Origin of the sequence: Dermacoccus barathri (genome assembly GCF_015070805.1) — a bacterium.
Classification (GTDB): Bacteria; Actinomycetota; Actinomycetes; order Actinomycetales; family Dermatophilaceae; genus Dermacoccus; species Dermacoccus abyssi.
Map to the genome: position 1 here is coordinate 333,421 of NZ_JADCTK010000003.1, position 24,084 is coordinate 357,504.

Annotated in this window: 23 protein-coding genes; 13 read left to right on the plus strand and 10 right to left on the minus strand. The window is 69.0% G+C overall.

Annotated features, from left to right (window positions below):
- Nucleotides 1-33: 33 nt before the first annotated feature.
- The gene (locus tag IM689_RS07280) at nt 34-1,026 is read left to right on the plus strand and encodes a DUF6801 domain-containing protein (protein WP_193643478.1); all 993 of its coding nucleotides are present in this window, start codon (nt 34-36) and stop codon (nt 1,024-1,026) included.
- 209 nt (nt 1,027-1,235) lie between these two features.
- Here the strand turns inward: IM689_RS07280 and IM689_RS07285 are convergent, their stop codons facing one another.
- From IM689_RS07285 to IM689_RS07320, 8 genes are all read right to left on the minus strand, one after another.
- The gene (locus IM689_RS07285) at nt 1,236-1,769 is read right to left on the minus strand and encodes a DUF3180 domain-containing protein (protein ID WP_193643479.1); all 534 of its coding nucleotides are present in this window, start codon (nt 1,767-1,769) and stop codon (nt 1,236-1,238) included.
- Nucleotides 1,766-2,737 carry a 2-amino-4-hydroxy-6-hydroxymethyldihydropteridine diphosphokinase gene (folK, locus tag IM689_RS07290; protein ID WP_193643480.1) on the minus strand — a complete coding sequence of 324 codons (972 nt, stop codon included), beginning with the start codon at nt 2,735-2,737 and terminating at the stop codon, nt 1,766-1,768. Before folK ends, IM689_RS07285 begins: the two co-directional genes overlap by 4 nt.
- 40 nt (nt 2,738-2,777) lie before the next feature.
- Nucleotides 2,778-3,659, minus strand: coding sequence for a dihydropteroate synthase (folP, locus tag IM689_RS07295; RefSeq protein WP_193643606.1), 882 nt, complete (start codon nt 3,657-3,659; stop codon nt 2,778-2,780).
- Between the two features lie 5 nt (nt 3,660-3,664).
- Complete coding sequence (gene folE / locus IM689_RS07300) at nt 3,665-4,258, minus strand: GTP cyclohydrolase I FolE (protein ID WP_082128885.1); 594 nt, start codon at nt 4,256-4,258, stop codon at nt 3,665-3,667.
- The gene (ftsH, locus tag IM689_RS07305) at nt 4,251-6,293 is read right to left on the minus strand and encodes an ATP-dependent zinc metalloprotease FtsH (protein ID WP_193643481.1); all 2,043 of its coding nucleotides are present in this window, start codon (nt 6,291-6,293) and stop codon (nt 4,251-4,253) included. Before ftsH ends, folE begins: the two co-directional genes overlap by 8 nt.
- A gap of 129 nt (nt 6,294-6,422) precedes the next feature.
- Nucleotides 6,423-6,974: a hypoxanthine phosphoribosyltransferase gene (hpt, locus tag IM689_RS07310; protein WP_193643482.1), complete on the minus strand. Its 552-nt coding sequence runs from the start codon at nt 6,972-6,974 to the stop codon at nt 6,423-6,425.
- Nucleotides 6,975-7,039: 65 nt separating this feature from the next.
- Nucleotides 7,040-8,107 carry a tRNA lysidine(34) synthetase TilS gene (gene tilS / locus IM689_RS07315; RefSeq protein ID WP_193643483.1) on the minus strand — a complete coding sequence of 356 codons (1,068 nt, stop codon included), beginning with the start codon at nt 8,105-8,107 and terminating at the stop codon, nt 7,040-7,042.
- A gap of 10 nt (nt 8,108-8,117) precedes the next feature.
- A complete protein-coding gene (locus tag IM689_RS07320) occupies nt 8,118-9,173 on the minus strand; it encodes a zinc-dependent metalloprotease (RefSeq protein ID WP_193643484.1) in 1,056 nt (351 codons plus the stop codon).
- Nucleotides 9,174-9,346: 173 nt separating this feature from the next.
- Here IM689_RS07320 and IM689_RS07325 point away from each other — a divergent pair, with 173 nt between their 5' ends.
- Nucleotides 9,347-10,423, plus strand: a complete 1,077-nt coding sequence (locus tag IM689_RS07325; protein ID WP_193643485.1) for a hypothetical protein — start codon at nt 9,347-9,349, stop codon at nt 10,421-10,423.
- A gap of 36 nt (nt 10,424-10,459) precedes the next feature.
- Here the strand turns inward: IM689_RS07325 and dacB are convergent, their stop codons facing one another.
- Nucleotides 10,460-11,860: a D-alanyl-D-alanine carboxypeptidase/D-alanyl-D-alanine endopeptidase gene (gene dacB, locus IM689_RS07330; protein ID WP_193643486.1), complete on the minus strand. Its 1,401-nt coding sequence runs from the start codon at nt 11,858-11,860 to the stop codon at nt 10,460-10,462.
- Between the two features lie 83 nt (nt 11,861-11,943).
- On the opposite strand from dacB, the gene IM689_RS07335 reads away from it, so the two are divergent.
- Nucleotides 11,944-12,534 carry an inorganic diphosphatase gene (locus IM689_RS07335; protein WP_193643487.1) on the plus strand — a complete coding sequence of 197 codons (591 nt, stop codon included), beginning with the start codon at nt 11,944-11,946 and terminating at the stop codon, nt 12,532-12,534.
- A 169-nt stretch (nt 12,535-12,703) separates the two neighbouring features.
- Nucleotides 12,704-13,882 carry a CapA family protein gene (locus IM689_RS07340; protein WP_193643488.1) on the plus strand — a complete coding sequence of 393 codons (1,179 nt, stop codon included), beginning with the start codon at nt 12,704-12,706 and terminating at the stop codon, nt 13,880-13,882.
- A gap of 11 nt (nt 13,883-13,893) precedes the next feature.
- Here IM689_RS07340 and IM689_RS07345 read toward each other — a convergent pair whose 3' ends face one another.
- On the minus strand, nt 13,894-15,234 hold the full coding sequence (locus IM689_RS07345) for an MFS transporter (protein ID WP_193643489.1): 1,341 nt from the start codon (nt 15,232-15,234) through the stop codon (nt 13,894-13,896).
- Between the two features lie 128 nt (nt 15,235-15,362).
- Here IM689_RS07345 and IM689_RS07350 point away from each other — a divergent pair, with 128 nt between their 5' ends.
- From IM689_RS07350 to IM689_RS07390, 9 genes are all read left to right on the plus strand, one after another.
- Nucleotides 15,363-16,370 (plus strand): bile acid:sodium symporter family protein, encoded by a 1,008-nt coding sequence (locus IM689_RS07350; RefSeq protein ID WP_227484584.1) that lies wholly within the window; start codon nt 15,363-15,365, stop codon nt 16,368-16,370.
- Between the two features lie 36 nt (nt 16,371-16,406).
- On the plus strand, nt 16,407-17,168 hold the full coding sequence (locus tag IM689_RS07355; protein ID WP_193643490.1) for a YoaK family protein: 762 nt from the start codon (nt 16,407-16,409) through the stop codon (nt 17,166-17,168).
- A gap of 146 nt (nt 17,169-17,314) precedes the next feature.
- The gene (locus tag IM689_RS07360; protein WP_193643491.1) at nt 17,315-18,271 is read left to right on the plus strand and encodes an ABC transporter ATP-binding protein; all 957 of its coding nucleotides are present in this window, start codon (nt 17,315-17,317) and stop codon (nt 18,269-18,271) included.
- Nucleotides 18,268-19,077, plus strand: a complete 810-nt coding sequence (locus IM689_RS07365; RefSeq protein ID WP_193643492.1) for an ABC transporter permease — start codon at nt 18,268-18,270, stop codon at nt 19,075-19,077. Before IM689_RS07360 ends, IM689_RS07365 begins: the two co-directional genes overlap by 4 nt.
- A 38-nt stretch (nt 19,078-19,115) precedes the next feature.
- A complete protein-coding gene (locus IM689_RS15045) occupies nt 19,116-20,276 on the plus strand; it encodes a sensor histidine kinase (RefSeq protein ID WP_193643493.1) in 1,161 nt (386 codons plus the stop codon).
- Nucleotides 20,273-20,878, plus strand: coding sequence for a response regulator transcription factor (locus IM689_RS07375; RefSeq protein WP_193643494.1), 606 nt, complete (start codon nt 20,273-20,275; stop codon nt 20,876-20,878). The genes IM689_RS15045 and IM689_RS07375 overlap by 4 nt, the downstream gene beginning before the upstream one ends.
- Before the next feature lie 81 nt (nt 20,879-20,959).
- Nucleotides 20,960-22,678, plus strand: coding sequence for an AMP-binding protein (locus tag IM689_RS07380; protein ID WP_193643495.1), 1,719 nt, complete (start codon nt 20,960-20,962; stop codon nt 22,676-22,678).
- Between the two features lie 155 nt (nt 22,679-22,833).
- Nucleotides 22,834-23,379, plus strand: a complete 546-nt coding sequence (locus IM689_RS07385; RefSeq protein WP_193643496.1) for a helix-turn-helix domain-containing protein — start codon at nt 22,834-22,836, stop codon at nt 23,377-23,379.
- Nucleotides 23,380-23,398: 19 nt separating this feature from the next.
- On the plus strand, nt 23,399-24,052 hold the full coding sequence (locus tag IM689_RS07390; RefSeq protein ID WP_193643497.1) for a LysE family translocator: 654 nt from the start codon (nt 23,399-23,401) through the stop codon (nt 24,050-24,052).
- Nucleotides 24,053-24,084: the final 32 nt, after the last annotated feature.

A 24,084-nucleotide genomic window follows, 5' to 3' on the forward strand; every position in this document is an offset into this window, starting at 1 on the left:
TACGTCCCTGATAAACGCCTGAGGAGTCCTCCCATGAGCAAGCCCTCCCCCCGTCACGCAGCGCCTGTTGCCGCCCGTCGTGGCCTCGCCGGTGCCGGTGCACTGAGCCTCGCCCTCGCCGGCGGCGCCTTCGCGCTCGCCAGTTCGCAGGGTGCGTCCGCGGCAACGAAGACCGTCAACTACTCCTGCTCCGTCACCGACCTCGGCATCATGTTCCAGCAGCCGTGGACCGTGTCGATGACGACCGACCTGCCCGCGAGCGTCGAGCCCGGCGCCACGGTTCCGGCACCTTCGATCACGGCCAACGTGACGACGGGTGACGACGCAACAGCCCAGATGCGTTCGCTCAACATCAAGACGGTCGAGGGCACCTCGGAGGCCAACTACTCGGTCGGCGACACCGACGGCACCGCGAAGCTCACGGTCGCGAACACGCCGGTTCCGGCGTCGGGCAACCTCACCACGGTGGCGAAGGGCTCCGGCCAGTCGTTCACGGCGCCTACGACGGCCGGTGCGCTCGCCGTCAAGGCGGGCAGCTTCACCGCCACGCTGACGACGGACTCCGGCTTCGTTCTCCACATCGGCTGCAAGGCCGCCGCTGGCGCGGACACGACGATCGGCACGATCCAGGTCGGCGGCGCCCCGACGACGGAACCCACCACGCCGACAACGGATCCGACGACCCCCACCACGGACCCGACAACTCCGACGACGGACCCGACCACGCCGACCACCGACCCCACGACACCTACTACGGACCCGACGACGCCGACCACCGACCCCACCACGCCGACGACGGACCCGACGACACCGACGAGTGAGCCCACGACGCCCACCTCGGAGCCCACGGACTCCTCGACGACGTCGCCGATGCCGTCCAGTTCGCCAAGCACGACGATGGGCCCGAAGGTCGAGACCGACTACGCCGACATGTCGCAGCCGACGAACCTCGCCGGCTTCGCGTTCGCTGCCGCCGGCATCGCTGCACTCGGTGGCGCTGTCGTCGTCGGTCGCCGCCGCGGCTGATCACAACTGACGCACGGCGAGGGCCGCCCCGGGAGCTTCCCGGGGCGGCCCTCATGCTTGTCCCCGCCATCAAAGATGGTGGGTTTGGTTGAAGATGCGGGCGACATCGGCGCCATCTTCAGCCAAACCTGCCATCAAGGCGTGCGGCTCGGTCCGTGAGCCGCGCGCTCGGTGGCGGGCGCGGGGCCGTGAACGAAGTGGTTGCCGGGTCAGCGTTCGTCGTCGGGAATCGTGCACCACTTCTGTACGACGAAACCGAGCACGGACAGCACCACCGACGCGACGACGAGCGCGCCGAGCAAAATCACCGCGGAGCGTACCGACGCGATATGCAGGCGTCCGAACTGCACGACGGCCTGCCCCGCGTACCAGCCCGTGAGCACCGCACCACCGATTGCCGCCGCCTGTGAGAACACGACGACGCGACGCGCCGTGTCGGCGCTCAGCCCCTCGTGGCCCTGCATGACGCCGGCCGCAGCGCTGCGGGCCAGTGCTTCATCCTGGCCCGCGCGAAGTCGGGCGTCGGCCTCGCGCTTTGCCTTCGTCCGTGTGCGCACCTGGTCGCGCACGCGCCACCCGCCCGCCACGAGCGCCCCCGAGAGCGCGACGACGAGCAGCATCTCCCACCAGCTGTGCTGCGGCAGCGCGTTCCCGCCGTTGCGCACGAGCTGCATGGCGAGCGCCGTCGCCGCCGTGACGACGACGCCCGCGATCAGCGCGGAGCGCGGTGCAAGCGGCTTCATCGAAGGCCTCCTTCGAGGTCGAGGTACTCCTCGGCGTCCCACGCCGGGCCGCGACGTACCCCCGCGACGTCGAGCGCGCGCACGTGGCCGTCGAGCGCGACAACACCCGCGGGAGTCCGCAGCGTCATCCACGGCGCCGCCTGCCACCACGGCACGACGACGAACGCCCGCTCGTGGGCTCGCGGATGCGGCAACGCCAGCGGCGACTTCGACGCCTCCGCGACGCCGGCCGTCACACCGTCACGCTCGCCACCGGCACGCACCTCGTCCGACTCCCCCGGCGTGCCCAAGGAAATGATGTCGAGGTCGAGGGTGCGCGCACCCCAACGCACGTCGCGTCGACGGCCGTGTTCGGCCTCGATGCGATGCAGTTCGGCGAGCAGGTGCTCCCCCGTGAGGCGCGTGAAACCGACGACGACGGCGTTGAGATAGTCAGGCTGCTCGACGCCACCGACCGGGTCGGTCTCGACGAGCGGCGACACGTGCACGACGTCGAGACCGTCGAGAGCGCGCAGCGATTCCAGCGCAGAACGCATGGTCGCCACCCGACGCCCGAGGTTCGTTCCCATCGCAATGACGACCGCACGACGTCGCTCGCGGCGCACCGACACAGCGGGCCCAGCCATGACGCCCGTGGTCGGGGTGAACGGAACCCCAGCGGGCGCGTGCGGCTTGCGCACCGTCACGTCCACGGCCTCGACGAAGGGCCACTCGAGGCAGACGTCGGCGATGCGCTCGACGAGGGTTTCGATGAGGTCGACGGGCTCACCGCTCGCCACCTCGACGACGCGCGCCGCGACGTCGGCGTACGACAGCGAGGCGGTGAGGTCGTCGCTGCGCCCCGCGGGCGCCAAGTCGGCTTCGAGCGAAAGGTCGACGACAAACGGCTGCGGGATCTGCTTCTCGAAGTCGAGCACTCCGTGGCGTGCGCTGATCGCGAGACCCGTGAGTGTGATCGTGTCGTTCATCGCCCTACCTTCCGCTGCTTCGTCATGCCGTTGGTCGCGCTCAGCCGCGGCGCGACGAGCGCCCCAGAACGCCGATCTGCCCCGCTGCGACAGCGACATCGAGGGCCGCGAGCGTCGAGGGAACGTCGTGAACGCGCACACCCCAAGCACCGTGCTGGGCTGCCAGCAGGCTGGTCGCGGCCGTCGCGTCGTCACGCTCCGCAGGCTGGACGGCGCCGTCCTCGGTCACCAGCGCTGGCGAGCGCCCGACACGTCCGAGGAACGTCTTGCGCGACGTGCCCCACAGCACCGGCAGGCCGAGTACGTCGAACTCCCCCATGCGCGAGAGCAGCTCCCAGTTCTGCTCGCCCGTCTTCGCGAACCCGAAACCGGGATCGACGACGAGCTTCTCGCGGGCCACCCCTGCCTCGAGCAGCGTCTCGACGCTCGTCGTCAGCTCCGCGACGACGTCGGCGACGATGTCGGCGTAGACGGTGCGCTGCTGCATGTCGACCGAGTGCCCCCGCCAGTGCATCGCGACGAACGCCGCCCCGGTCTGGGCAGCCACGCTCGGCATAGCGGCGTCGGCCAGGGCCCCGCTCACGTCGTTGATGACGGCGGCACCCGCCTCCACGGCGGCCTCCGCCACACTCGCGCGCATCGTGTCGACGCTGACGCACGCGCCCGCGGCGGCCAGTTCACGCACGACGGGAACGACCCGGCGCAGTTCCTCGTCCTCGTCGGGGCGCTTCGCGCCGGGGCGCGTCGACTCACCGCCGACATCAAGGATGTCCGCGCCCTGCTCGAGCAGTTCCTGCCCGTGCGCCACGGCGGCCGCGGTGTCGAACCAGCGCCCGCCGTCGCTGAACGAATCGGGCGTCACGTTGACGACACCCATGACGAGCGGGCGCCCGGACGCACCCGGTCGTGGCAACGAGGACATCGTCGTCACTTGCCCATGAGGAGGCTCATTGCCTCAGCGCGCGTGGCCGTGTTGCGCAGCTGCCCGCGCACCGCGGACGTGATGGTGCGCGCACCCGGCTTACGGATGCCGCGCATCGACATGCACAGGTGCTCGGCCTCGATGACGACGATGACGCCCTGCGCGTCGAGGTGCTCGACGAGGGCGTCCGCGATCTGCGTCGTGAGGCGCTCCTGCACCTGCGGACGCTTGGCGTACACGTCGACGAGGCGCGCGAGCTTCGACAAGCCCGTCACGCGCCCGGAAGCCGACGGGATGTAACCGACGTGCGCGACGCCGTGGAACGGCACGAGGTGGTGCTCGCACGTGGAGTAGACCTCGATGTCACGCACGAGTATGAGCTCCTCGTGTTCGACGTCGAACGTCTTGTCGAGCACGTCGGCCGGTGTCTGGCGCAGGCCGACGAAGGTCTCCGCGTAGGCTCGGGCCACCCGGGCTGGGGTGTCGAGCAGACCCTCACGATCCGGGTCCTCACCGACGGCGGTGAGGATCTCCCGAACCGCAGCCTCGATCCGCGGAAGGTCGACCTCGCCGCTCGGCACGGCGTTCGTGTCAGCCAAGACCCGGATCCGTGTCCGTGGGCCCCTGCGTTCCGGGGCCGGCCGGCGGCTGCGGCGGGTAGAGGGTGACCTCGTCCTTGGGCTCGTTGTCGTCGATGTTCTTGCCCGCCGCGAGCGCACGCTCCTCGGCAGGCGTCATGACCGGGCCACGGGTGCTCACGTGACGGTCGGCGCTCGAGAGCCACACGTCGCGCTTCGGCTCCTTGCGGACGTTCGCGAAGATCTCGGCGAGACGCTCGGCCTCGAGGGTCTCCTTCTCGAGCAGTTCGAGCACGAGCGCGTCGAGGATGTCGCGGTTGTTGCCCAGAGCCCGCCACGCCTCGTCGTGCGCCGCCTCGATGAGCTTGCGGACCTCACGGTCGATGACCGAAGCGATGTCCTCGGAGTACTCGCGGTTGTTGCCGCCCATGTCGCGACCGAGGAAGACCTCACCGCCGGAGTTGCCGAGGTGCACCGCGCCGACGTTCTCGCTCATGCCGAACTGCGTGACCATCTTGCGGGCAATGCTCGTGGCCTTCTCGATGTCGTTGCTCGCACCGGTGGACGGGTCGTGGAAGACCATCTCCTCGGCGACGCGACCGCCGAGTGCGTAGGCGAGCTGGTCGAGCAGCTCGTTGCGCGTCGTCGAGTACTTGTCGTCGGTGGGCAGCACCATCGTGTAACCGAGGGCGCGGCCACGCGGCATGATCGTGATCTTGCTGACCGGGTCGGTGTTGTTCATCGCCGCGGCGACGAGCGCATGTCCACCCTCGTGGTACGCGGTGACCTTGCGCTCCTTGGCGCTCATCGGGCGCGACTTCTTCTGCGGGCCGGCCATGACGCGGTCGATGGCCTCGTCGAGTGCCTCGTTCGTGATGATCGTGCCGTTCGTGCGCGCCGTGAGCAGCGCGGCCTCGTTGAGCACGTTCTCGAGCTCCGCACCGGAGAAGCCCGGCGTACGGCGTGCGACCGACATGAGGTTGACGTCCTTGGCCATCGGCTTGCCCTGTGCGTGCACCTGCAGGATGTGGTGGCGCCCGCCCATGTCGGGGGCCTCGACGGCGATCTGACGGTCGAAGCGGCCCGGGCGCAGCAGCGCCGGGTCGAGAATGTCGGGGCGGTTCGTCGCGGCGATGAGGATGACGCGCGTGCGGTCGTCGAAGCCGTCCATCTCGACGAGCAGCTGGTTGAGCGTCTGCTCGCGCTCGTCGTGGCCACCGCCGAGGCCGGCGCCACGGTGACGACCGACGGCGTCGATCTCGTCGACGAAGATGATCGCGGGCGAGTTCTCCTTGGCCTGCGTGAACAGGTCACGCACACGGCTCGCACCGACACCGACGAACATCTCGACGAAGTCGGAGCCGGAGATCGTGTAGAACGGCACGTTGGCCTCACCGGCAACGGCGCGCGCGAGGAGCGTCTTACCCGTTCCGGGAGGACCGTAGAGCAGCACACCGCGCGGAATCTTGGCGCCGATGCGCTCGTACTTCTCCGGGTCGGCGAGGAAGTCCTTGATCTCCTTGAGTTCCTCGACGGCCTCGTCGGCACCGGCGACGTCGGCGAACTTCGTCGTCGGCATGTCCTTGCTGTGCAGCTTGGCCTTCGACTTGCCGAACTGCATCACCTTGGAGCCGCCGCCCTGCGCCTGGCTCATGAAGAACCAGAACAGACCGACGAGCAGCAGGATGGGCAGCAGGTTCATCAGCAGGCTGACGAAGATGCCCTGGCGCTGCGGGTCGTCGGTGAAGCCCTTGGGCGGCTGGTGAGCGTTGAGCGCGTTGACGATCTGCTCGCCACGAGCATCGACGTAGTCGGCCTCGACCCGCTCGACGCCCTTGAGGCTGCCGATGTCCTGCTTCTGCTTCAGCGTGAGGCTGACGCTGTCGGGCGTCACCTTGGCGCTTTCGACCTTGTCGCTGTTGATGAGTGACACAGCCTGGGACGTGTCGATGCGCGAGTACCCGCCGATGTTGCTCGCCATGTAGAAGAGCAGGGCAGCACCGAGCGCCACGATCATCCACAGGCCGGGGGCCCGGAGGAGCTTCTTACCGTTCATGTGATGCGGGGCGGGCCCCGATCCTCTCGTCGAGAATGCGTGTCAACACGTCGTCAACGTGTGGTGTGCGCCGGTTGTTCCGAACATGCGCACACCGATGCCTGCGGACGGGTCGATCGGATGCGCAGGTCAGGAGTAGACGTGCGGGGCGAGCGTGCCGATGTCGCGCAGGTTGCGGTACTTCTCGTCGAAGTCGAGGCCGTAGCCGACGACGAAGGCGTTCGGGATCTCGAAACCGACGTACTTGCAGTCGATCTCGACCTTCGCGGCCTCCGGCTTGCGCAACAGCGTGCAGATCTCGACGGACGCGGGGCTGCGCGACTCGAGGTTGCTGCGGATCCAGCTCAGCGTCAGGCCCGAGTCGATGATGTCCTCGACGATGAGCACGTGCTTGTTCGTGATGTCGGTGTCGAGGTCTTTGAGGATGCGCACGACCCCGGAACTCTTCGTGCCGGAACCGTAGGAGCTGACGGCCATCCAGTCCATGGGAACGCTGCCCGGAAGGGCGCGCATGAGGTCGGCCATGACGAGGATCGCGCCCTTGAGCACGCCGACGAGCAGAACGTCCTTGCCCTCGTAGTCACGCCAGATGTCCTGGGCGAGTTCGTCCAGACGCTGGTGAATCTGCTTCTCGGTGAACAGCACGTTCTCGAGGTCGTTTCCCATGTGGGAAGAGTCCATCGAAGGCTCCTTGTGCTCGTGGCGACTCATGCTCGATGCGGGCACGCCCACGTGGCGTGCTTCAGTCATTGTCCGACATTGCGCGGGCCGATGACGACCTCGCCCCCGATTCGGCTGACGACGACGTTGCCGGGCACGTCGATCGGGCCCTGACCGTGCCAGGCGACGAGCAGTCGCTCGACGTCGGCGAGGTGATGTTGAGCGAGCTCACTCGAGCGTGCACCGTGCAGCACGAGCAACCGACGCAGGGCACGGATGCGCAGCGCGGGGTCGAGTGTGCCGAGCGCTTCGACCGGCCAGTGCGCGGGCCACTGCGTCTCGTCCGGGGTTCCGGTGAGACGGGTGAGGGCCTCGTCGGTGAGGCGGGTGAGCAGGTCGGCGTCACGACCGGCCGCGGCCGCGCTCCGGAAGAGACTGCGGCGCAGCGTCGGGGCGTCGAGGTCGCGTTCGAGCAGGCCGAGTGCTCGCCGGGCCCGGACGCGGGCGTAGCGCAGGTCGTCGTTGTGGGGGTCGTGCCACGGCTCGAGATCGAGTGCCACGCAGGCCGCTTCCGTGTGTTCCCGGGTGACAGGGCCGCCGGGCACGACGTCGGAGCCGAGAAGGAAGGGGCGCAGCAGACCGTCACGGTCGGGGCGCATGCCGGCGAGGGCGGTGGTTCCGCTGCCCCGCAACAGCGCAAGAAGCACCTGTTCGGCTTGGTCGTCGGCCGTGTGAGCGAGGACGACGCGCGCGGCACCGACCTCGTCGGCCACGCTCAGGAGCGCCTCGTGACGAGCGATGCGGGCGGCGGCCTCGGGCCCGTCAGCGGACAATGCGTCGACCTCGACCCGCACGACACGCACCCGCTCCGGCGCGTACCCGAGCTTCTCGGTGCACGCGTTCGCCGCTCGAGCTGCCACCTCGGCCGAAGCCTTCTGCAGCCCGTGATCGACGATGACGACGTCGACCTCGACGTCCTGCTTGGGCGCCTCGAACGCGAGCGCCGCTGCCAGCGCAAGGGAATCGGCTCCCCCGCTCACGCCCACGACGACGCGCGGCACTCCGTGGCGCGGGTTGTGACGCGCGAAAGTGCGCCGCAGCCCGTGACGAACGGCGAGGCGCGTCAGCGCGACAGCGGGATGGGGGCCGGGCATGGAAGATGACCTACTTGAACAGGGAGCCGTGGACGCGCTCGACCCACAGCTGCGGGCGCTGGATCTCCGCGGGCGTCGGCAGGTTGACCGGTTCTGCCCACACAGCGTTGAATCCGTCGACACCGACCTTGCTCTGCACCGATCGCACGAACGCCGCACCGTCCTTGTACTGACGCATCTTCGCTTCGAGTCCCATGAGGCGGCGCAGCAGGCGATCGACATTGCCGAGTCCGTCACGACGCTCACCGAACCGGGCACGGATGGTCTCGACGCTCGGCACGACCTGCGGACCCACGTCGTCCATGACGACGTCGGCGTGCCCCTCGAGCAACGACATGACGGCCGTCAGCTGGGCCATACGTTCACGCTGCTCCGGCGTGGCGAACAGATCCGTGAGGCCCATCGAGCCCTCGCGGAAAACCTCGGGCAGCCGTTTGGCCATCTCGCCGACGCGCTCGGCCACCTCCTCGGGCGTGGGCGCCATCTCGACGAGGAGATCGCGGGCTCCGCTCACGACGTGCTCGCGCAGCCACGGCACGGCCGTGAACTGAACCCGGTGGGTCTCTTCGTGCAGACACACCCAGAGACGGAAGTCGTGGGGGTCGACATCGAGTTCGCGTTCCACCGCGACGACGTTCGGGGCCACGAGCATGAGTGACGGCGTGCCACCCGGTGCAATGTCGTACTGGCCGAGCACCTTGCTCGACATGAACGCCATGAGGCCGCCGAGTTCGCCGCCACTGACCTTCGCCGTCACCGCGCGGGAAACCGGTCCGGCGAGGCGCTTGGCCGTAATCTTGTCGACGACCGGCGCCAGCATGCCCTCGAGCGAGACGACATTGACGTCGATCCACGTGGCCCTGTCGACGATGCGCACCGGCCCCAGGTCACCATCTGTGCCGAGCTGCGCCGTTTCGGCGACCGGATCGTGCGCACGCATGGCAGCGTCACGCAGCTCGGCAACGACCTCGGCCATCTCGTTCGCCTCGAGCCGGGGCCCTGCCGTACTCAGTCGGCGGCCCGACGATCGCGCGAATCGCCAGTCGATGTAGGTGCGGTCTGCCATGAATCTCAGGCTAGCGCGAACCCCCGACACCCCCGGAATCACACAGGTTTCCGGTCTGTGTCGATCGATTGTGGGAAAGAAGATCGTCAGTCGGCGGAACCTCGACGGAGGTGATCCACGTCTCACTCCTGTAGCCGACGCACAAGGCGCCGCTCCCAACCCAAGGAGTCATCATGTTCCGCACATCGCGCATGGCCCCCACCGTCGCTGCCGCGTCCGCCGTGGGAATCATGGCCCTCGCCGCTCCGGCTCACGCAGGTACGAACGTTCCCGGCATCAACGTGGAAATCACCACGAAGGTCAGTGGAAACACGGTCACCCTCACCTACCTCGGCGAGGGCTCCCAGTTCATGAAGATGGCCGACGGCAAGGCCTACTCGGACGGTGAGTCCGCGGGTTTCGACATCGATTACGGCGACGGTACGCCGGTCACCGGAGGCGACGGCATGGGCGGCTCGACCTGCGCTTCGTCCGGTGAGACGACCACGTTCAAGGACAAGGTCACGGGCCTCAAGCACACCTACGCGAAGCCGGGAACGTACACGATCACGGTCACCGGCTACTACTGCGGCACCACGGGCAACGACGGGTTGACGAAGAAGTACAAGGTCACCGTCGGAGCCGACGGTAAGACGACGACCACGCCGGCCAAGGTCGGCGTGACCCCGCACATCCGCTACACCGTCAAGGGCAACACCGCGACGCTCACGCCCTACCTCACCGGCACCCAGCACGAGATGCTCATCGGGGGGAAGCGCGAACGAGTGGCCCTGCCCATGAGCTTCAGCCTGGTGGCGCCCAAGGGTGCGACCCAGATCACCGGCAATGCGGCGGGTGACAGCGGCGTTGCCGCCTGCACGACGTCGGGTTCGGTGCCGATGAACACGTCGGCGCTGACCGGTGACCCCGCCACCTTCCGCTTCGCCGGCCCGGGCACCTACAAGGTGACGCTGAACGCCACCGTCTGCACCGGCGGCGCCGGTCAGCAGATCAGCAGATCAGTCAACGTGACGATCCCCGGTGCCACGAACGGCGGCTCGACCACGACGCCGCAGGCCCCCACGGGTTCGACGCCGACGAAGTCGGGCGCTGCCCCCGCGCAGGATTCCGCGCCGAAGGCCTCGGAGGGCCCGAAGGTGAACACCGACTACAACGACGGTGACAACTCGACGGTCTGGGGCGTCGGCGCCCTCGCCGGAGCCGGTCTCATCGGAGCCGGAGCCTTCGCCACTCGCCGCCGCCGCGGCTGACCCTCGCCTCGGGGGCCACGCACGAACGGCCGTCGATCACTTCAATGTCGTCAACTGGGCGACGAGGTGGTCGACGGCCGTTTTCGCGCCCACCGGCCCCTCGGGGAAGTCACCGTTCGTCGTCACGGCGAAGACGAGACGGTGACCACCGACCGTACGCAGTTCACCGGCCAGCGACGAGACGCCCGTCAACGAGCCCGTCTTCGCATGCACGAGGCCTGCGCCGGCCTCGGACTCGGTACGCGTGTAGCGGTCGTGCAGCGTTCCGTTCCACGCCGAAACCGGCAGCCGCGAGACGACCTCCGCGTACTTCGCATCCTTGCCGCTCGTGGCTCGCGACAGGATGTCGCCGATGATGCGCACCGGCAGCGTCGTCCCCTTGGAGAGACCGCTCGCGTCGGCGAGCTTCATACCGGAGACGTCGACACCCGCGTCCTTCAACTTCGTCGTCACCCAGGTTCCGACAACCGTGCTGTCGCCGTGGACTCCTTCGACTGCCGCGGCCTGGCGCGCGAGGGATTCGGTCATCGCGTTGTCCGAGTCCTGCAGTGCGAGCCCGAGCAGGTCGAGCACAGGAGCCGATTCCACGGACGCGAGCTCCGTGCCGCTCGTCGCGGTCTTCACGTTCCTGCCGTAGGTGGCCTTGATGCCGCGCTTTGCGAGTTCGCGCGTGAACGCGTCGGCGGCGTTCTTCGTCGGGTCGGCCACGGCCGGCGTGCGGTTGTCGGCGCGGTCGTCCGCGAGCGCGAGCGTGGAGATGCGGGCGGTGAACCCGTAGGAGAGGAAGCCTTCCTCCCACCCCTTCGCCGTGTCGGGGCCGTCGGCGTAGGAGGTGTTCGTGTCGAGGGTGACCGACGTCAGGCCGCGCTTCTTCAGCTGCGCCGCCGTCGACACAGCGAGATCGCCGAGCCCTGCGTGCCCGGCGATCTTGGAGCCGTCGCCCGCACCCGGCGCGAGAACCATGTCGCCGCCGCCGACGAGCGTCAGGGTCGTCCCGCTCAGTGTGGTGCGGGTCTTCAGCCCCTTCTCGAGCGGAAGGTCGCTGTGAGCGACGGCGAACGCCGACGCCAGCTTCGTCACGGACGCGGGCGTGGTCGCCTTGTTCGAATCGTGCTCGTAGAGAACCTCACCCGTGTCGGCGTCCCGCACCGTGACGGCCGTCGTCGGCCCCAGCCACGTGCTCTTTCGGGACGTCTCGACGCTCCTCTTGACCGCATCGGCCGACGGCGCCGGGCCGTTCGCGGCGGCGGGTAGCGCGGGTGCGGAGGAGACCCCGCGCACCGGCTCGTACGTCGTGCCGTCGTGGGTGACGGTTCGCGGCTCGTTGCCTCGCTCGAGCGTGAGCACGCCGGGTGCCACGTCGAAGGTGTCGAGGGTGGCGTACCCGCCGAGAAGTGCGACGACGAGCCCAGCGCTCGCCCACTTCTTCGCCGACATCGACACCCTCGTTTCCCATTCGCCGTCCCAGTACGGAACACTGAGCAGGGACTATTACACCAGCTATCGGAGGGCCACGAACCATGGAGTTCGACGTCACCATCGAGATTCCGCGCGGCACGCGCAACAAGTACGAGATCGACCACGAGACCGGTCGCATCCGTCTGGACCGCATCCTCTTCACGGCGATGCACTACCCGGCCGACTACGGCTACATCGAGGACACCCTCGGTGAGGACGGCGACCCGCTGGACGCGCTGCTGCTCATCGACGAGCCCACGTTCCCCGGCTGTGTCGTGCGTGCGCGCTCGATCGGCGTCTTCAAGATGGTCGACGAGGCCGGTGGCGACGACAAGATCCTGTGCGTCCCCGCGGGTGACCCCCGCCAGGACCACGTCACGGACATCAAGGACATCTCGGACTTCACGCTCAGCGAGATGCAGCACTTCTTCGAGACCTACAAGGCGCTCGAGCCGGGTAAGTCAGTCGAGGAGGGGTCGCACTGGATCGGCGCGGACGACGCCGCCAAGACCGTCGAGGACGCGCTGGAGCGCGCGAAGGCCGAGGGCATGACGACGGCCCGTTGGGCGATGCCGGGTCACTCCGCCGACGAGACGATCCGCTCGATCGACAAGGCGCCGGGCGACAGCCAGGCCGACAAGCCGGAGGCCTGAGCCACCGGTCGGCAGCGTTGGCGACGCCGGGTCGTCCCCTGAGCAAGGGGGCGGCCCGGCGTCGTCGCATCCGGCGCTTCGTTCGGGGATGCCATCCCCAAGATGACGATCACGCAAACGGGGGTGCGCAAACCGTCATGGCCGCGGGTCGGCGACCTACCGTGGCCTCATGGGGAGAACGCTATGGAGCATCATCACGGCGACGACGCTGCTCGTCGCATCGACAGGGTGCAGTTCGGGTGACGACGAGACCGGCGGCGCGACGCCGTCAGCCGGCAGGTCGTCCGCGTCGTCGTCGGCACCCGGCTCGGCACTGAAAGAGGGTCAGGTCGTTCACATCGGAGGGTCGGGCGACATTCTCATCCACACACCGGTGCGCGATCGCGCGAAGGCCAACGCGGGTGGGTCGGGCTACGACTTCGACCCGATGTTCGCCGCGGTGAAGAAGCCGATCAGCGACCTCGACCTCGCGATCTGCCACATGGAAACGCCGCTGTCGGTCGACAACACGAACCTCTCGATTCCGGCGACGATGTCGTTCAACGTGCCGCACGAGGTGGCCGGCACGCTCAAGCGCACCGGCTTCGACGGCTGCGACCGCGTCGGAAACCACGTCGTCGACCGCGGCCTCGCGGGCGTCGCGTCGACGAAGAAGGTGCTCGACGACGCCGGCCTCAAGAACCAAGGGCCCACACCGGAGCGTACCGACGCGCAGAAGCCTGTCATCCACGACGTGGACGGTCTCAAGGTCGCCCATCTCGCCTACTCGTACACGACGGGCAACGAGGCCGCGTCCAACACGCACGTGCCCGCGGATCTGCCGTGGTTCAAGTACTGGCAGTTCCCCGTCGTCAAGGCCGAGGGCATCCTCGCCGACGCGCGCAAGGCGAAGGCCGACGGCGCCGACGTCGTCGTCCTCAGCATGCACTGGGGCCCGGAGTACAGCTCGGACGCGAGCCCGGAGCAGCGGGAGTTGGCCAAGAAGCTCCTCGAGTCACCGGAGGTGGACCTCATCCTCGGCACGCACGTCCACGTCGCTCAGCCTTGCGAGAAGATCAACGGCAAGTACGTCGTCTACGGCATGGGCAACTTCATCAGCAATCAGAGCCCGAGCGTCAACCCCTCGCTCAAGCCGGCGACGCAGGACGGCATGATCGTCGACGTCGCTCTCAGCCGCGGCAAGGACGGCAAGCTCGCGCAGAAGCTCACCTACTCACCGACGCACGTGCGCATCGGCGATTACGAGGTGCAGCTCGCGACGCCGACGCAGAACCCCGAGGCCTACCAGCGCGTCACGAAGACGATGAGCGCGCTCGGCGACAAATGCGACGCGAAGCCCGCGTCCTGATCTGTTGAGGTTCAGTCGCGCTCGCGACGCTTGCGCGGCACGCCCGCGCGCAGGTGCGTGTACGCGTCGTCGGTGAGGACGACGTCGTGCGTGCGCCTGCGGTAGTGCCACATCATGGCCAAGCCGAACGCCCACACGAGGTACTGCACACTCATCGCGGCGCGGAAGGAATCGACGTCGTAGGTGGCCGGGCCGCCCGGGGCGACGTGGTCGAGCACGATGCCGATACCGACGATGCACGTCACCGACGCCACGTACCCGCCGACGTTGACGATGCCGTTCGCACTGCCGAGACGCGTCGGCGCGTTGAACGAGCGAGCCATGTCGAAGCCGACCATCGACCCGGGGCCGCCGAGCGCGACGACGATGCACAACAGGACGAGCAGCCACAGCGGTGCTCGTCCGGGCCAGACGAGCACCACCGTCCACAGCGTGATGGCGGCGCCGATGAGCACCATGACGGCCACCGAGCGGCGGTGCGGGCGGCGCGCGGTGAACATGCCGAGCATCGGGCTGGCGACGATGATCGTCGCGACCATGAGCGACAGCAGCGTGCTCGCCGTGGCCTCCGAGAGGCCCTGGCCCTTGGTGAGGAACGGGAAGCCCCACAGGAGCACGAAGACGTTCATGGCGAACTGTGAGGTGAAGTGGCTCCACAGCCCGAGCTTCGTGCCGGGTTCGCGCCACACCTCACCGAGTGCCCGTGTGACGGCGCGCAGGCGCACGGCGTCGCGCTCCTCGTCGAGGTTCGGGCTGTCGACGACGACGAACCACATGACGAGCCCGAGCACGATGCCGAGGCCGGCGGCGACCAGGTACGTCGTCTCCCATCCCACGGAGTGCAATGCTGCTGCGAGCGGACCGGCCGCGAGCAACGCACCGATCTGGCCCGCGAAACCAGTGATCTGCGTGACGAGCGGCGCCCGCATCGGCGGGAACCACAAGGCTGCGATGCGCAGCACGCAGACGAAGATCATGGCGTCGCCCATGCCGACGAGAACGCGAGCGCCGAGGCCCGCGGCGAAGGTGTGGGCGAAGGCGAACGCGGCCTGGCCGGCGGTCATCGTCAGGGCGCCGGCTGCGAGGAGGATGCGTGAGCCGTACTGGTCGAGCGCCGCGCCGACCGGCACCTGCATCGCGGCGTAGACGAGCAGCTGGACCATCGCGAACGTGGCGAGCTGCGAGGAGCTGATGCCGAAGCGCTCGGCCGCCATGATGCCGGCGACCCCGAGCGACGTGCGGTGGAAGACGGCGAGCACGTAGACGGCGACGGCCGCCGTCCAGATCGCCCATGCGCGGCGTCCGCCGAGCGGCGCGAGAAGGCGGGGTGCGGAGGCGGGCGTGCTCGTCATGACGCCTTCACTTTAATTCGGCTTCCGATATTCTCGCGTCGGCGTCTCACCGCGCCCGGCACGTTCGGGAGGTGCTCCCGACGCCATCAGCGCACGCCGCTTCGGGGCGGGCCCCGACAACCGATGGGATGACGATGGTCTCCGACCGCAGCGAAGCACCGTCCTCGACGGCCTCCACGTCAGGAGCCGAGGCCGTCGAAACGCCGAAGCAGCGTCGTGCGGCGCTCATCGCGGTGACGGCTCTGCCGATCGTCGTCGTCCTCGCGGGGCTGTGGGGCTACAACCAGCCCGACATCTTCACGCCGCACGCGCAGTGGGTGCCCTACCTGCTCGGCGTCGTGATGTTCACGATGGGTCTCACCCTCACGCCGCAGGATTTCGCGGCCGTGCTGCGCCGCCCCTGGGCCGTGCTCATCGGCCTCGCCGCGCATTACGTCATCATGCCGGGCGCTGGGTGGGTCATCGCGCACGCGTTGTCGCTCTCCCCCGAACTGGCCGTCGGCCTCATCCTCGTCGGCTGCGCGCCGAGCGGTACGGCCTCGAACGTCATGACGTTCCTGTCGAAGGGTGACGTTGCACTCGGCGTTTCGGTGGCCACGGTCTCGACGCTCGTGGCGCCCGTCGTCACGCCCGCGCTGACGGCCCTGCTCGCCGGTTCCTACCTCCACGTCGACGCGGGCTCGATGATGGTGGACATCGTCAAGACGGTGCTCGTGCCGATCGTGCTCGGTGTCGTCGTGCGCCTCGTCATCAAGGACGCCGGTGTGCGCGCCATCGCGCCGGCCCTGCCGTGGACCAGCGCGGTCGTCATCGCGTGGATCGTCGCCATCGTCGTCGCGGGCAGCGCCGGCAAGCTCGCGTCCGTCGGCGGCATCGTGTTCCTCGCCGTGCTGCTGCACAACGGCTTCGGCCTCGGCCTCGGCTACCTCGCGGCACGTCTCGCCGGCCTCGACGCGAAGGCCCGGCGCGCACTCGCCTTCGAGGTGGGGATGCAGAACTCGGGGCTCGCCGCGACACTCGCCAAGGTGCACTTCTCGCCGCTGGCCGCTCTGCCGTCCGCCGTGTTCTCGGTGTGGCACAACGTCTCTGGCGCCGTGCTGGCCGCCTGGTTCGCACGCCGTCCGGTGCGCGACTGACCGCGCACATCCCCTTCGGCCCTTAGTCTGGCGAGCATGCCCGGTCTATTGCGCGTCCTTGCGAGGGCCGCGGGCCCCGAACGCACGGACCGGGCGAACCGCGACCTCGCGCTGCTCCTCGCGCTCATGGCGGGCATGCTCAACGGCGTCGGTTTCATCGCGACGAACGTCTACACCTCGCACATGACGGGTATCACCGCCGCGATCTCGCACTCGGTCGCGCGGGGCGAATGGCGGCTGGTGGCACTCGGCTTCGAGGCGTTCACGCTCTTCGTTCTCGGCGCGGCGTCGACGGCGATCGCCTTCAACCGGGCCCGACGACGGCGCCTGCGCAGCCGGTTCGCCGTGATCCTCGCCTTCGAGGCGGTGCTCGTGCTCGTCTTCGCGACGCTTGCGCAATTCCTCCACGGCTCCTTGCGGCCCCAGGTGTTCATCGCCGTGCTGGCGTACACGATGGGGCTGCAGAACGCCGTCATCACGAAGATGTCGAACGCGACGATCCGCACGACGCACGTGACGGGCATGGTGACCGACATCGGCATCGCCCTGGGCAAACTGCTCTACCGCAACACGCCGGGAGACCCCGACCCGGTGCGCGCCGACACCGCCAAGCTGCGCCTCCACCTCAGCGTCGTCACGGCGTTCTTCGTCGGGGGCGTCCTCGGGGTGGCGCTCTACGGCGTCGCGGGGTTCCGTTCCTTGCTCGTGCCCGCGCTCGTCCTGCTGGCCGCGGCGGCGCCGCCGATCATGGCTGACCTGCGCGGGCGGTCCGTGGCGACAACAACGCACAATCTGTGAGCTCCGGCCTGCTGTGTGAGCTGCGCCGGTCACAGACCGGGCCGTCACTCACACGTCGCGGGCCACGGCGCGTCATGACAGTTGTCACGGGCACCTCGTGACGTTCGGGCGAAGGCGGTTCGCCCTGCTCGCGACAGCCTGGAGGCGTGAGCACACCTTCAGCCATCACGTTGCGCGAGGTCACGAAGACGTTCCGCGGCAATAACGGCCCCGTGGAGGCCGTCCGCGGGCTCGATCTCGACGTCCGTCCCGGTGAGGTCGTGGCCTTCCTCGGCCCGAACGGGGCGGGTAAGACCACCACCATCGATACGATCCTCGGCCTCGCCGAACCGACGTCCGGCACGGCCGAGGTGTTCGGCCTGGAGCCCCGCGACGCCGTGGCGCGCGGCCTCGTCTCCGCCGTCATGCAGACGGGTGGGCTGCTCAAGGACCTCAGCGTCCGCGAGACCGTCGCCTACACCGCCAACCTGTTCGCGCAGCCGCGCCCCGTCGACGAGGTCCTCGCCACCGCGGGCATCGAGAACATCACCGACCGCAGGGTCGGCAAGTGCTCCGGCGGCGAGCAGCAGCGGGTTCGCTTCGCGATGGCGCTCGTGCCCGATCCTGCACTGCTCATCCTCGACGAGCCGACGACCGGCATGGACGTCAACGCGCGTCGTTCGTTCTGGGAGGCCATCCGCGCCGACGCCGAACGGGGCCGCACCATCCTGTCCGCGACGCACTACCTCGAGGAGGCCGACGACTGGGCCGACCGTGTCGTCATGGTGCGTGACGGCGAAGTGGTCGCCGACGGGGGTGCCGCCGAGATCCGCGCCCGGGCCGGCGGACGCCGCGTCAGCTTCACCTTGCCGCAGGCGAGCGACGACGCCCTCGCCGCGCTGCGCGCCCTGCCGGGCGTCACGACGCTCGAAGGCACCGGGGAGCGCTTCCACCTCGTCACGGGCGATTCCGACGCCACAGCCCGTCACCTCCTCGCGAACACGGACGCCCACGACCTCGAAATCACCGCACGCGGCCTCGAGGACGCCTTCGTCTCCTTCACGTCCTCGCAAACCGACGCTCGATCCACCGAGTCGAACCGAACCCAGGGAGCCACGTCATGACAACCCTCGACATCACAGGACGGCGCCCCGCACGGGCGCGCCTTCTCGACCTTGGGCTGATGCGCTTCGAGTTCCTGCGCGTTCTGCGCAACAAGCAGAGCATCGCCTTCACCCTCGTCTTCCCCATCGCGATGTTCCTGTTCATCTCCAGTTCGATCCCGCAGAAGAGCCAGAAGCTCGGCGCCGACATGACGGCCAACGTGAGCGCCAGCGTCATGGTCAACATGGCGCTCTACGGCGCGATCATGGCCGCGACGAGCGCGGGTGCGGCGGTCGCCGTCGAGCGTGACCTCGGGTGGAGTCGTCAGTTGCGCCTCACGCCACTGCGGCCCGTGAGCTACATCGTCGCCAAGATGCTCGCGGCGCTCGTCATGTCGACCATCGCGACGGGCGTGACGTTTGCGACCGGCGCGATCTCCGGTATGGCGAAGGCCGACCCGATGTCCTGGGCTCTGTCCGGGGCCGTCGTCGTCGCGGGCTCGCTCGTGTTCGCCGCGTTCGGTCTGCTCATCGGCTACCTCCTGCCCAGCGACAGCGCCATGCAGTACCTCGGCGGGCTACTCGTGCTCATGTCGATGCTCGGCGGCATCTTCTTCCCGATCGACGAGGGCACGACGTTCGACCGCATCGCGTCGTTCACCCCGATGTACGGTTTCGGCAAGGCCGCGCAGTGGCCGCTGAGCCTCGACCACGCGGGGGGCTTCTCCGCGTTCCACGCCTCGTGGGCGATCAGCCTCGTCGTGTGGGCCTGCGTGTTCGTGTTCGGTGCCGCGTGGTGCTTCCGACGCGACACCCAGCGCGTGTGAGCCACCGACGGTCCGAGGTGACGAGCGAGGAGGACGGCGTGACGACGCCCGAAGCGACGACGCAGAAACCGTCGCGCCCGCGGTCCGAACGCCTCAGCGCGACGACCTGGCTGTGGGTCGTCTTCTGGCTCATCTTCCTCGTCCAGCCGGTCACCTCGAACATCACCGCAGGGGGCGGACGCACCGCAGGAGCGTGCATCCTCATCGCCGGAGGCCTGCTCTACGGCGTTCAGACAACCCGCATCATGCGGCGCATGTGGAGCGGGCGCCCCCTCACGACGACGGAACAGAGCATCACCGGCCTCGTCGCGATGGTCATGACGGGCGGAATGCTCGCCGCCGCGCCGCTGCTCGGTCAGAGCGCGTTCGCCCTCCTGCCCTACTGCGTGGTGGTGCTCGCGCTCGGGAGCGCCATCAAAGTGGGTGCCACGCTGGCTCTCTCCCTGTGCGCGGCGACGTACGCGCTGTCGCCGTCTCTGACCGGCAAGCCGCTCGAGACGGGACTGCTCTTCGCCGCCCTCGCCTCGGGCGCGGCAGCCGGCCTCGGGGCGTTCTCCGCCGCGCGTGGGCGTGAGGCCGAGGTCGCCCGCGAGGACGCCGCGCTCCTGCGGGTGCAGGAGGAACGCAACCGGATGGCCCGCGATCTGCACGACATCCTGGGCCACTCCCTCACCGTCATCACGATGAAGGCCGAACTCGCCGGCAAGCTCGTCGACCTCGACCCCGCCAAGGCGAAGGAACAGATCGCCGAACTCGAGCAGCTCTCGCGCAGCGCTCTGGCCGACGTGCGCACCACCGTCTCGGGCTACCGGGAGATGTCTCTCTCGGGTGAGATCGCCCGCGCCCGAACGGCACTCACCGACGCCGGAGTTCGCGCCGACATGCCCATGAGCGTCGACGCCGTCTCCCCCGACCTGCGTGAACTGTTCGCCTGGGCGGTTCGGGAGGCGACGACGAACGTCATCCGCCACTCCGGCGCGAGTCGGTGCACGATGACGATCGAACCGACCCGACTCGTCGTCGCCGACGACGGACGCGGTTCCGACGCGACACCCGGCACTGCTGCCGGCTCGGGCAACGGCCTCGCCGGGCTGCGCGAACGCGCCGAGGCCGTCGGCGCGAGCGTCGCCGTCGACACGTCCGACGGGTTCCGACTCACCGTCGGCGCCCCACCCCGCAACAACGGAGAGACCCGATGACGATTCGCCTGCTCATCGCCGACCAGGCCATGGTGCGCGGCGCACTCGCCGCCCTGCTCGACCTCGAGAACGACCTCGAGGTCGTCGGGCAGGTCGGACGCGGTGACGAGGTCGTGGACGCCTGCCGGGAGCACCGACCCGAGGTCGTCCTCATGGACGTCGAGATGCCTGGCATGGACGGCATCGCCGCGAGCGCCGCGCTGCGCCGGGCCATGCCCGAGGTGCGGGTTCTCGTCGTGACGACGTTCGGACGGCCGGGGTTCCTGCGCCGCGCCATGCAGGCCGGCGTGCAGGGCTTCGTCGTCAAGGACACCCCGGCTACGCAGCTCGCCGACGCTGTGCGCCGCGTCAACGAAGGGTTGCGCGTCGTCGATCCGCAGCTCGCGGCGGACAGCCTGGCCTTCGGCGAGTCGCCGCTGACCGCTCGTGAGGCGGAGGTCCTCAAGGCGGCCTCGGACGGTGGCACGGTGGCCGACATTGCGCGAAGCGTCCACCTCTCCGAGGGAACGGTGCGCAACCACCTGTCGTCGATCATCGGCAAGACCGGTGGGCGCACGCGAGCCGACGCCCTGCGCATCGCCGACGAGAACGGCTGGCTCTGAGCGCCTAGCGCTGTGACCCACCTCACGCGCACTGACTCGTACTCGCCCGTAACCCCCGCCCGCTTTGGCAAGGTGCCGCACATGAGCGAGAACGTAGCCACCACCCGTTACCGCCAGGCTCGCGACGAGCTACTCGCCCTGCGCGGCAAGCACGAGGAGGCCGTCGCCTCCTTCACGTGGCCCGACCTGGGCGACCGGTTCAACTGGGCCCACGACTGGTTCGACGTCGTTGCGCGCGGCAAGGACGCGAAGGCGCTCGTCATCGTCGAGGAGGACGGCTCCTCACAGCAGGTGACGTTCGACGAGATGGCGCGCCGCTCCGACGCGGTGGGTGCGTGGCTCGCCGAGCAGGGCGTCACGCGCGGCGATCCCGTCATCGTCATGCTGGGCAACCAGGTGGAGTTGTGGGACATCATGATCGCCACGATGAAGCTCGGCGCCATCATCATGCCGACGACGACGGCCGTCGGGCCGAACGATCTCGTCGACCGCATCGAGCGCGGCGGCGTCAAGCACGTCATCGCGAACGCTGCGGACACCGACAAGTTCTCCTCCGTGCCCGGCACGTACACGCGCATTTCCGTTGGCGAGAGCGAGGGCTGGCAGGACATGCGCGCCGCTTACGCGAACGTCGAGGGCGCCACCCCGCTCGATCACCCGGGCACCGCGCCGAGCGACCCGCTGCTCTACTACTTCACGTCCGGCACGACGAGCCGGCCGAAGCTCGTCGAGCACACGCAGTCCTCGTACCCGCTGGGCCACCTGTCGACGATGTACTGGCTCGGTCTCGAACCGGGCGACGTGCACCTCAACATCTCCAGCCCCGGGTGGGCCAAGCACGCGTGGTCGTGCTTCTTCGCGCCGTGGATCGCGGAGGCGACGATCTTCGTCTACAACTACACGCGCTTCTCCCCTGGCGCCCTGCTGGAGCAGCTGAGCAGCCGCGAGGTGACGACGTTCTGCGCCCCGCCGACGGTGTGGCGCATGCTCATCAACGCCGACCTCTCGGGCGGCAAGGGATCGCTGCGCGAACTCATCGGCGCGGGCGAGCCGCTCAACCCGGAGGTCATCTCCCGCGTGGAGAAGGCGTGGGGTCTCACGATCCGCGACGGCTACGGCCAGACCGAGATGACGGCGTCCGTCGGCAACACCCCCGGCTCCACGGTGAAGCCGGCGTCCATGGGCCGGGCGCTGCCGGGCATCCCGGTCGTCATCGTCGACCCAATGACGGGTGAGCGCGTCGAAGGCGCCGGCGAGGGTGAGATCTGCCTCGACCTGTCCGACCGGCCGCTCTCGCTCATGACCGGCTACCTCGGCGACGAGAAGCGCAACGCCGAGGCGATGGAGGGCGGTTTCTACCACACGGGTGATGTGGCGACGATCGACGACGAGGGCTACATCAGCTACGTCGGGCGCACCGACGACGTGTTCAAGGCGAGCGACTACAAGATCAGCCCGTTCGAGTTGGAGTCGGTGCTCATCGAACACCCGGCCGTCGCCGAGGCAGCCATCGTGCCGGCCCCCGACGCCGTCCGCCTCGCCGTACCGAAGGCTTACCTCGTCCTCGTCGACGGGCAGGAGGGTGACGAGGCCACGGCGGAGAGCATCTTCGCGTTCGCGCGCGAGCGCCTCGCACCGTGGCAACGGGTGCGTCGCCTCGAGTTCGCCGAACTGCCGAAGACGATCTCGGGCAAGATTCGACGCGTCGAACTGCGCGGTCGCGAGAACGAGCTGGCCGACGCCGACGAGCGGCCCGAGGGCGAGTTCCGCGACGAGGATTTCCCCAGCCTGCGCGGCTGACGGCGCTGCGGCGACCCTCCCCGGGCCACGAAGACGGCTCGTGGGAGGGCCGCTTCATGTCGGGCGCCGACTGAGGTGCCAACACGCCCCGCGACAAGATCCATCACACACAAATCGCACTATTCGTCGAACTTAACGTTCGCTACAGTGAACGCATGGCCTACCTCAGCGAACGCGTCGGAGCGCAGATCAAGCTGCGCCGCGAGCAGCGAGGGTTCTCCCTCACCGAGCTCGCGCGACGCGCTGACCTCGGCAAGGGCACCCTGTCGAACCTCGAGGCGGGGCGCGGCAACCCCACGCTCGACACACTCGACGCCCTGGCGCGAGCCCTCGGCATCCCGCTCACCGACCTGCTGACGGTTCAGCCCACCGGCCAGGTCACCGTGGTGCGGGCCGAACCCGCACCGCACGACGAGTTCACCCGTCAGTTCCTCGCGCGCGTCGGCGGAGGCCGCAGCCTCGAGATCTGGCGTCTGCACATGCCGCCCGGCGACGTATTCGACGGCGTGCCGCACACCCCCGGCACGGTCGAACACATCGTCCTCGTGAGCGGCTCGCTGCAGGCCGGCCCCACGGACGCCCCCGTTGATCTGGAGCCCGGCGACCTCGTCGCGTTCCCCGGGGACGCCCCCCACCGCTACATCGCCGGCCCCGAGGGTGCCGACATGCACTTCGTCTTCGCCACGCCCACGCTCGGCTGATCACCCAGAAGGAGCACCCTTGTCCCTCGCCACCTGGCTCACCCTGCTGTCGGCCTGGATCGTCGCCGTCGCCTCCCCCGGGCCCGACTTCCTCGCCGTCATGCGCACCTCGGCAATCTCGGGTCGCCGTAAAGGTTTGTTCGTCGCCGCCGGCGTGACGACCGGCATCGCCCTGTGGGTCGTGCTCGCCCTCACCGGCCTCGCCGTGGTCTTCGCCCAGTACGAGGCCGCCTACAAGGTCGTGCGTTACCTGGGCGCGGCGTTCCTCATCGGGTACGGCCTGCGCATCCTGTGGAGCCTGCGCCGCAGCAGCAACAATGACGACGGCGAGACTCCCGCAGCCAATGCGGCCGCTGCGTCAGCACCCCTCGCGACCCGCAGCGTGTGGAAGGCGTACCGCATCGGCCTCGTGACGAACGTCGCCAACCCGAAGGCCCTCGTCTTCTTCGGCGCCCTGCTCGCCTCGATCGTGCCGCACGGTTCGCCGTTGCTCGCCCAGCTCGAGGTCTTCGCCACCATCGTCGGCGTCGCGTTCGCGTGGTTCGCGAGCCTCGCGTGGATTGCGTCCGGCGAACGCGTCGCGAACGGCTATCGCCGCGCAGCCCGCCGTATCGACGGCGCGGTGGGTGGCGTGTTCACCGTCATCGGCGTCTCGCTCGCCGCGAAGGCGTGAGCTTCGCCGCAGGGACGGAGGCGGTTGCCCCG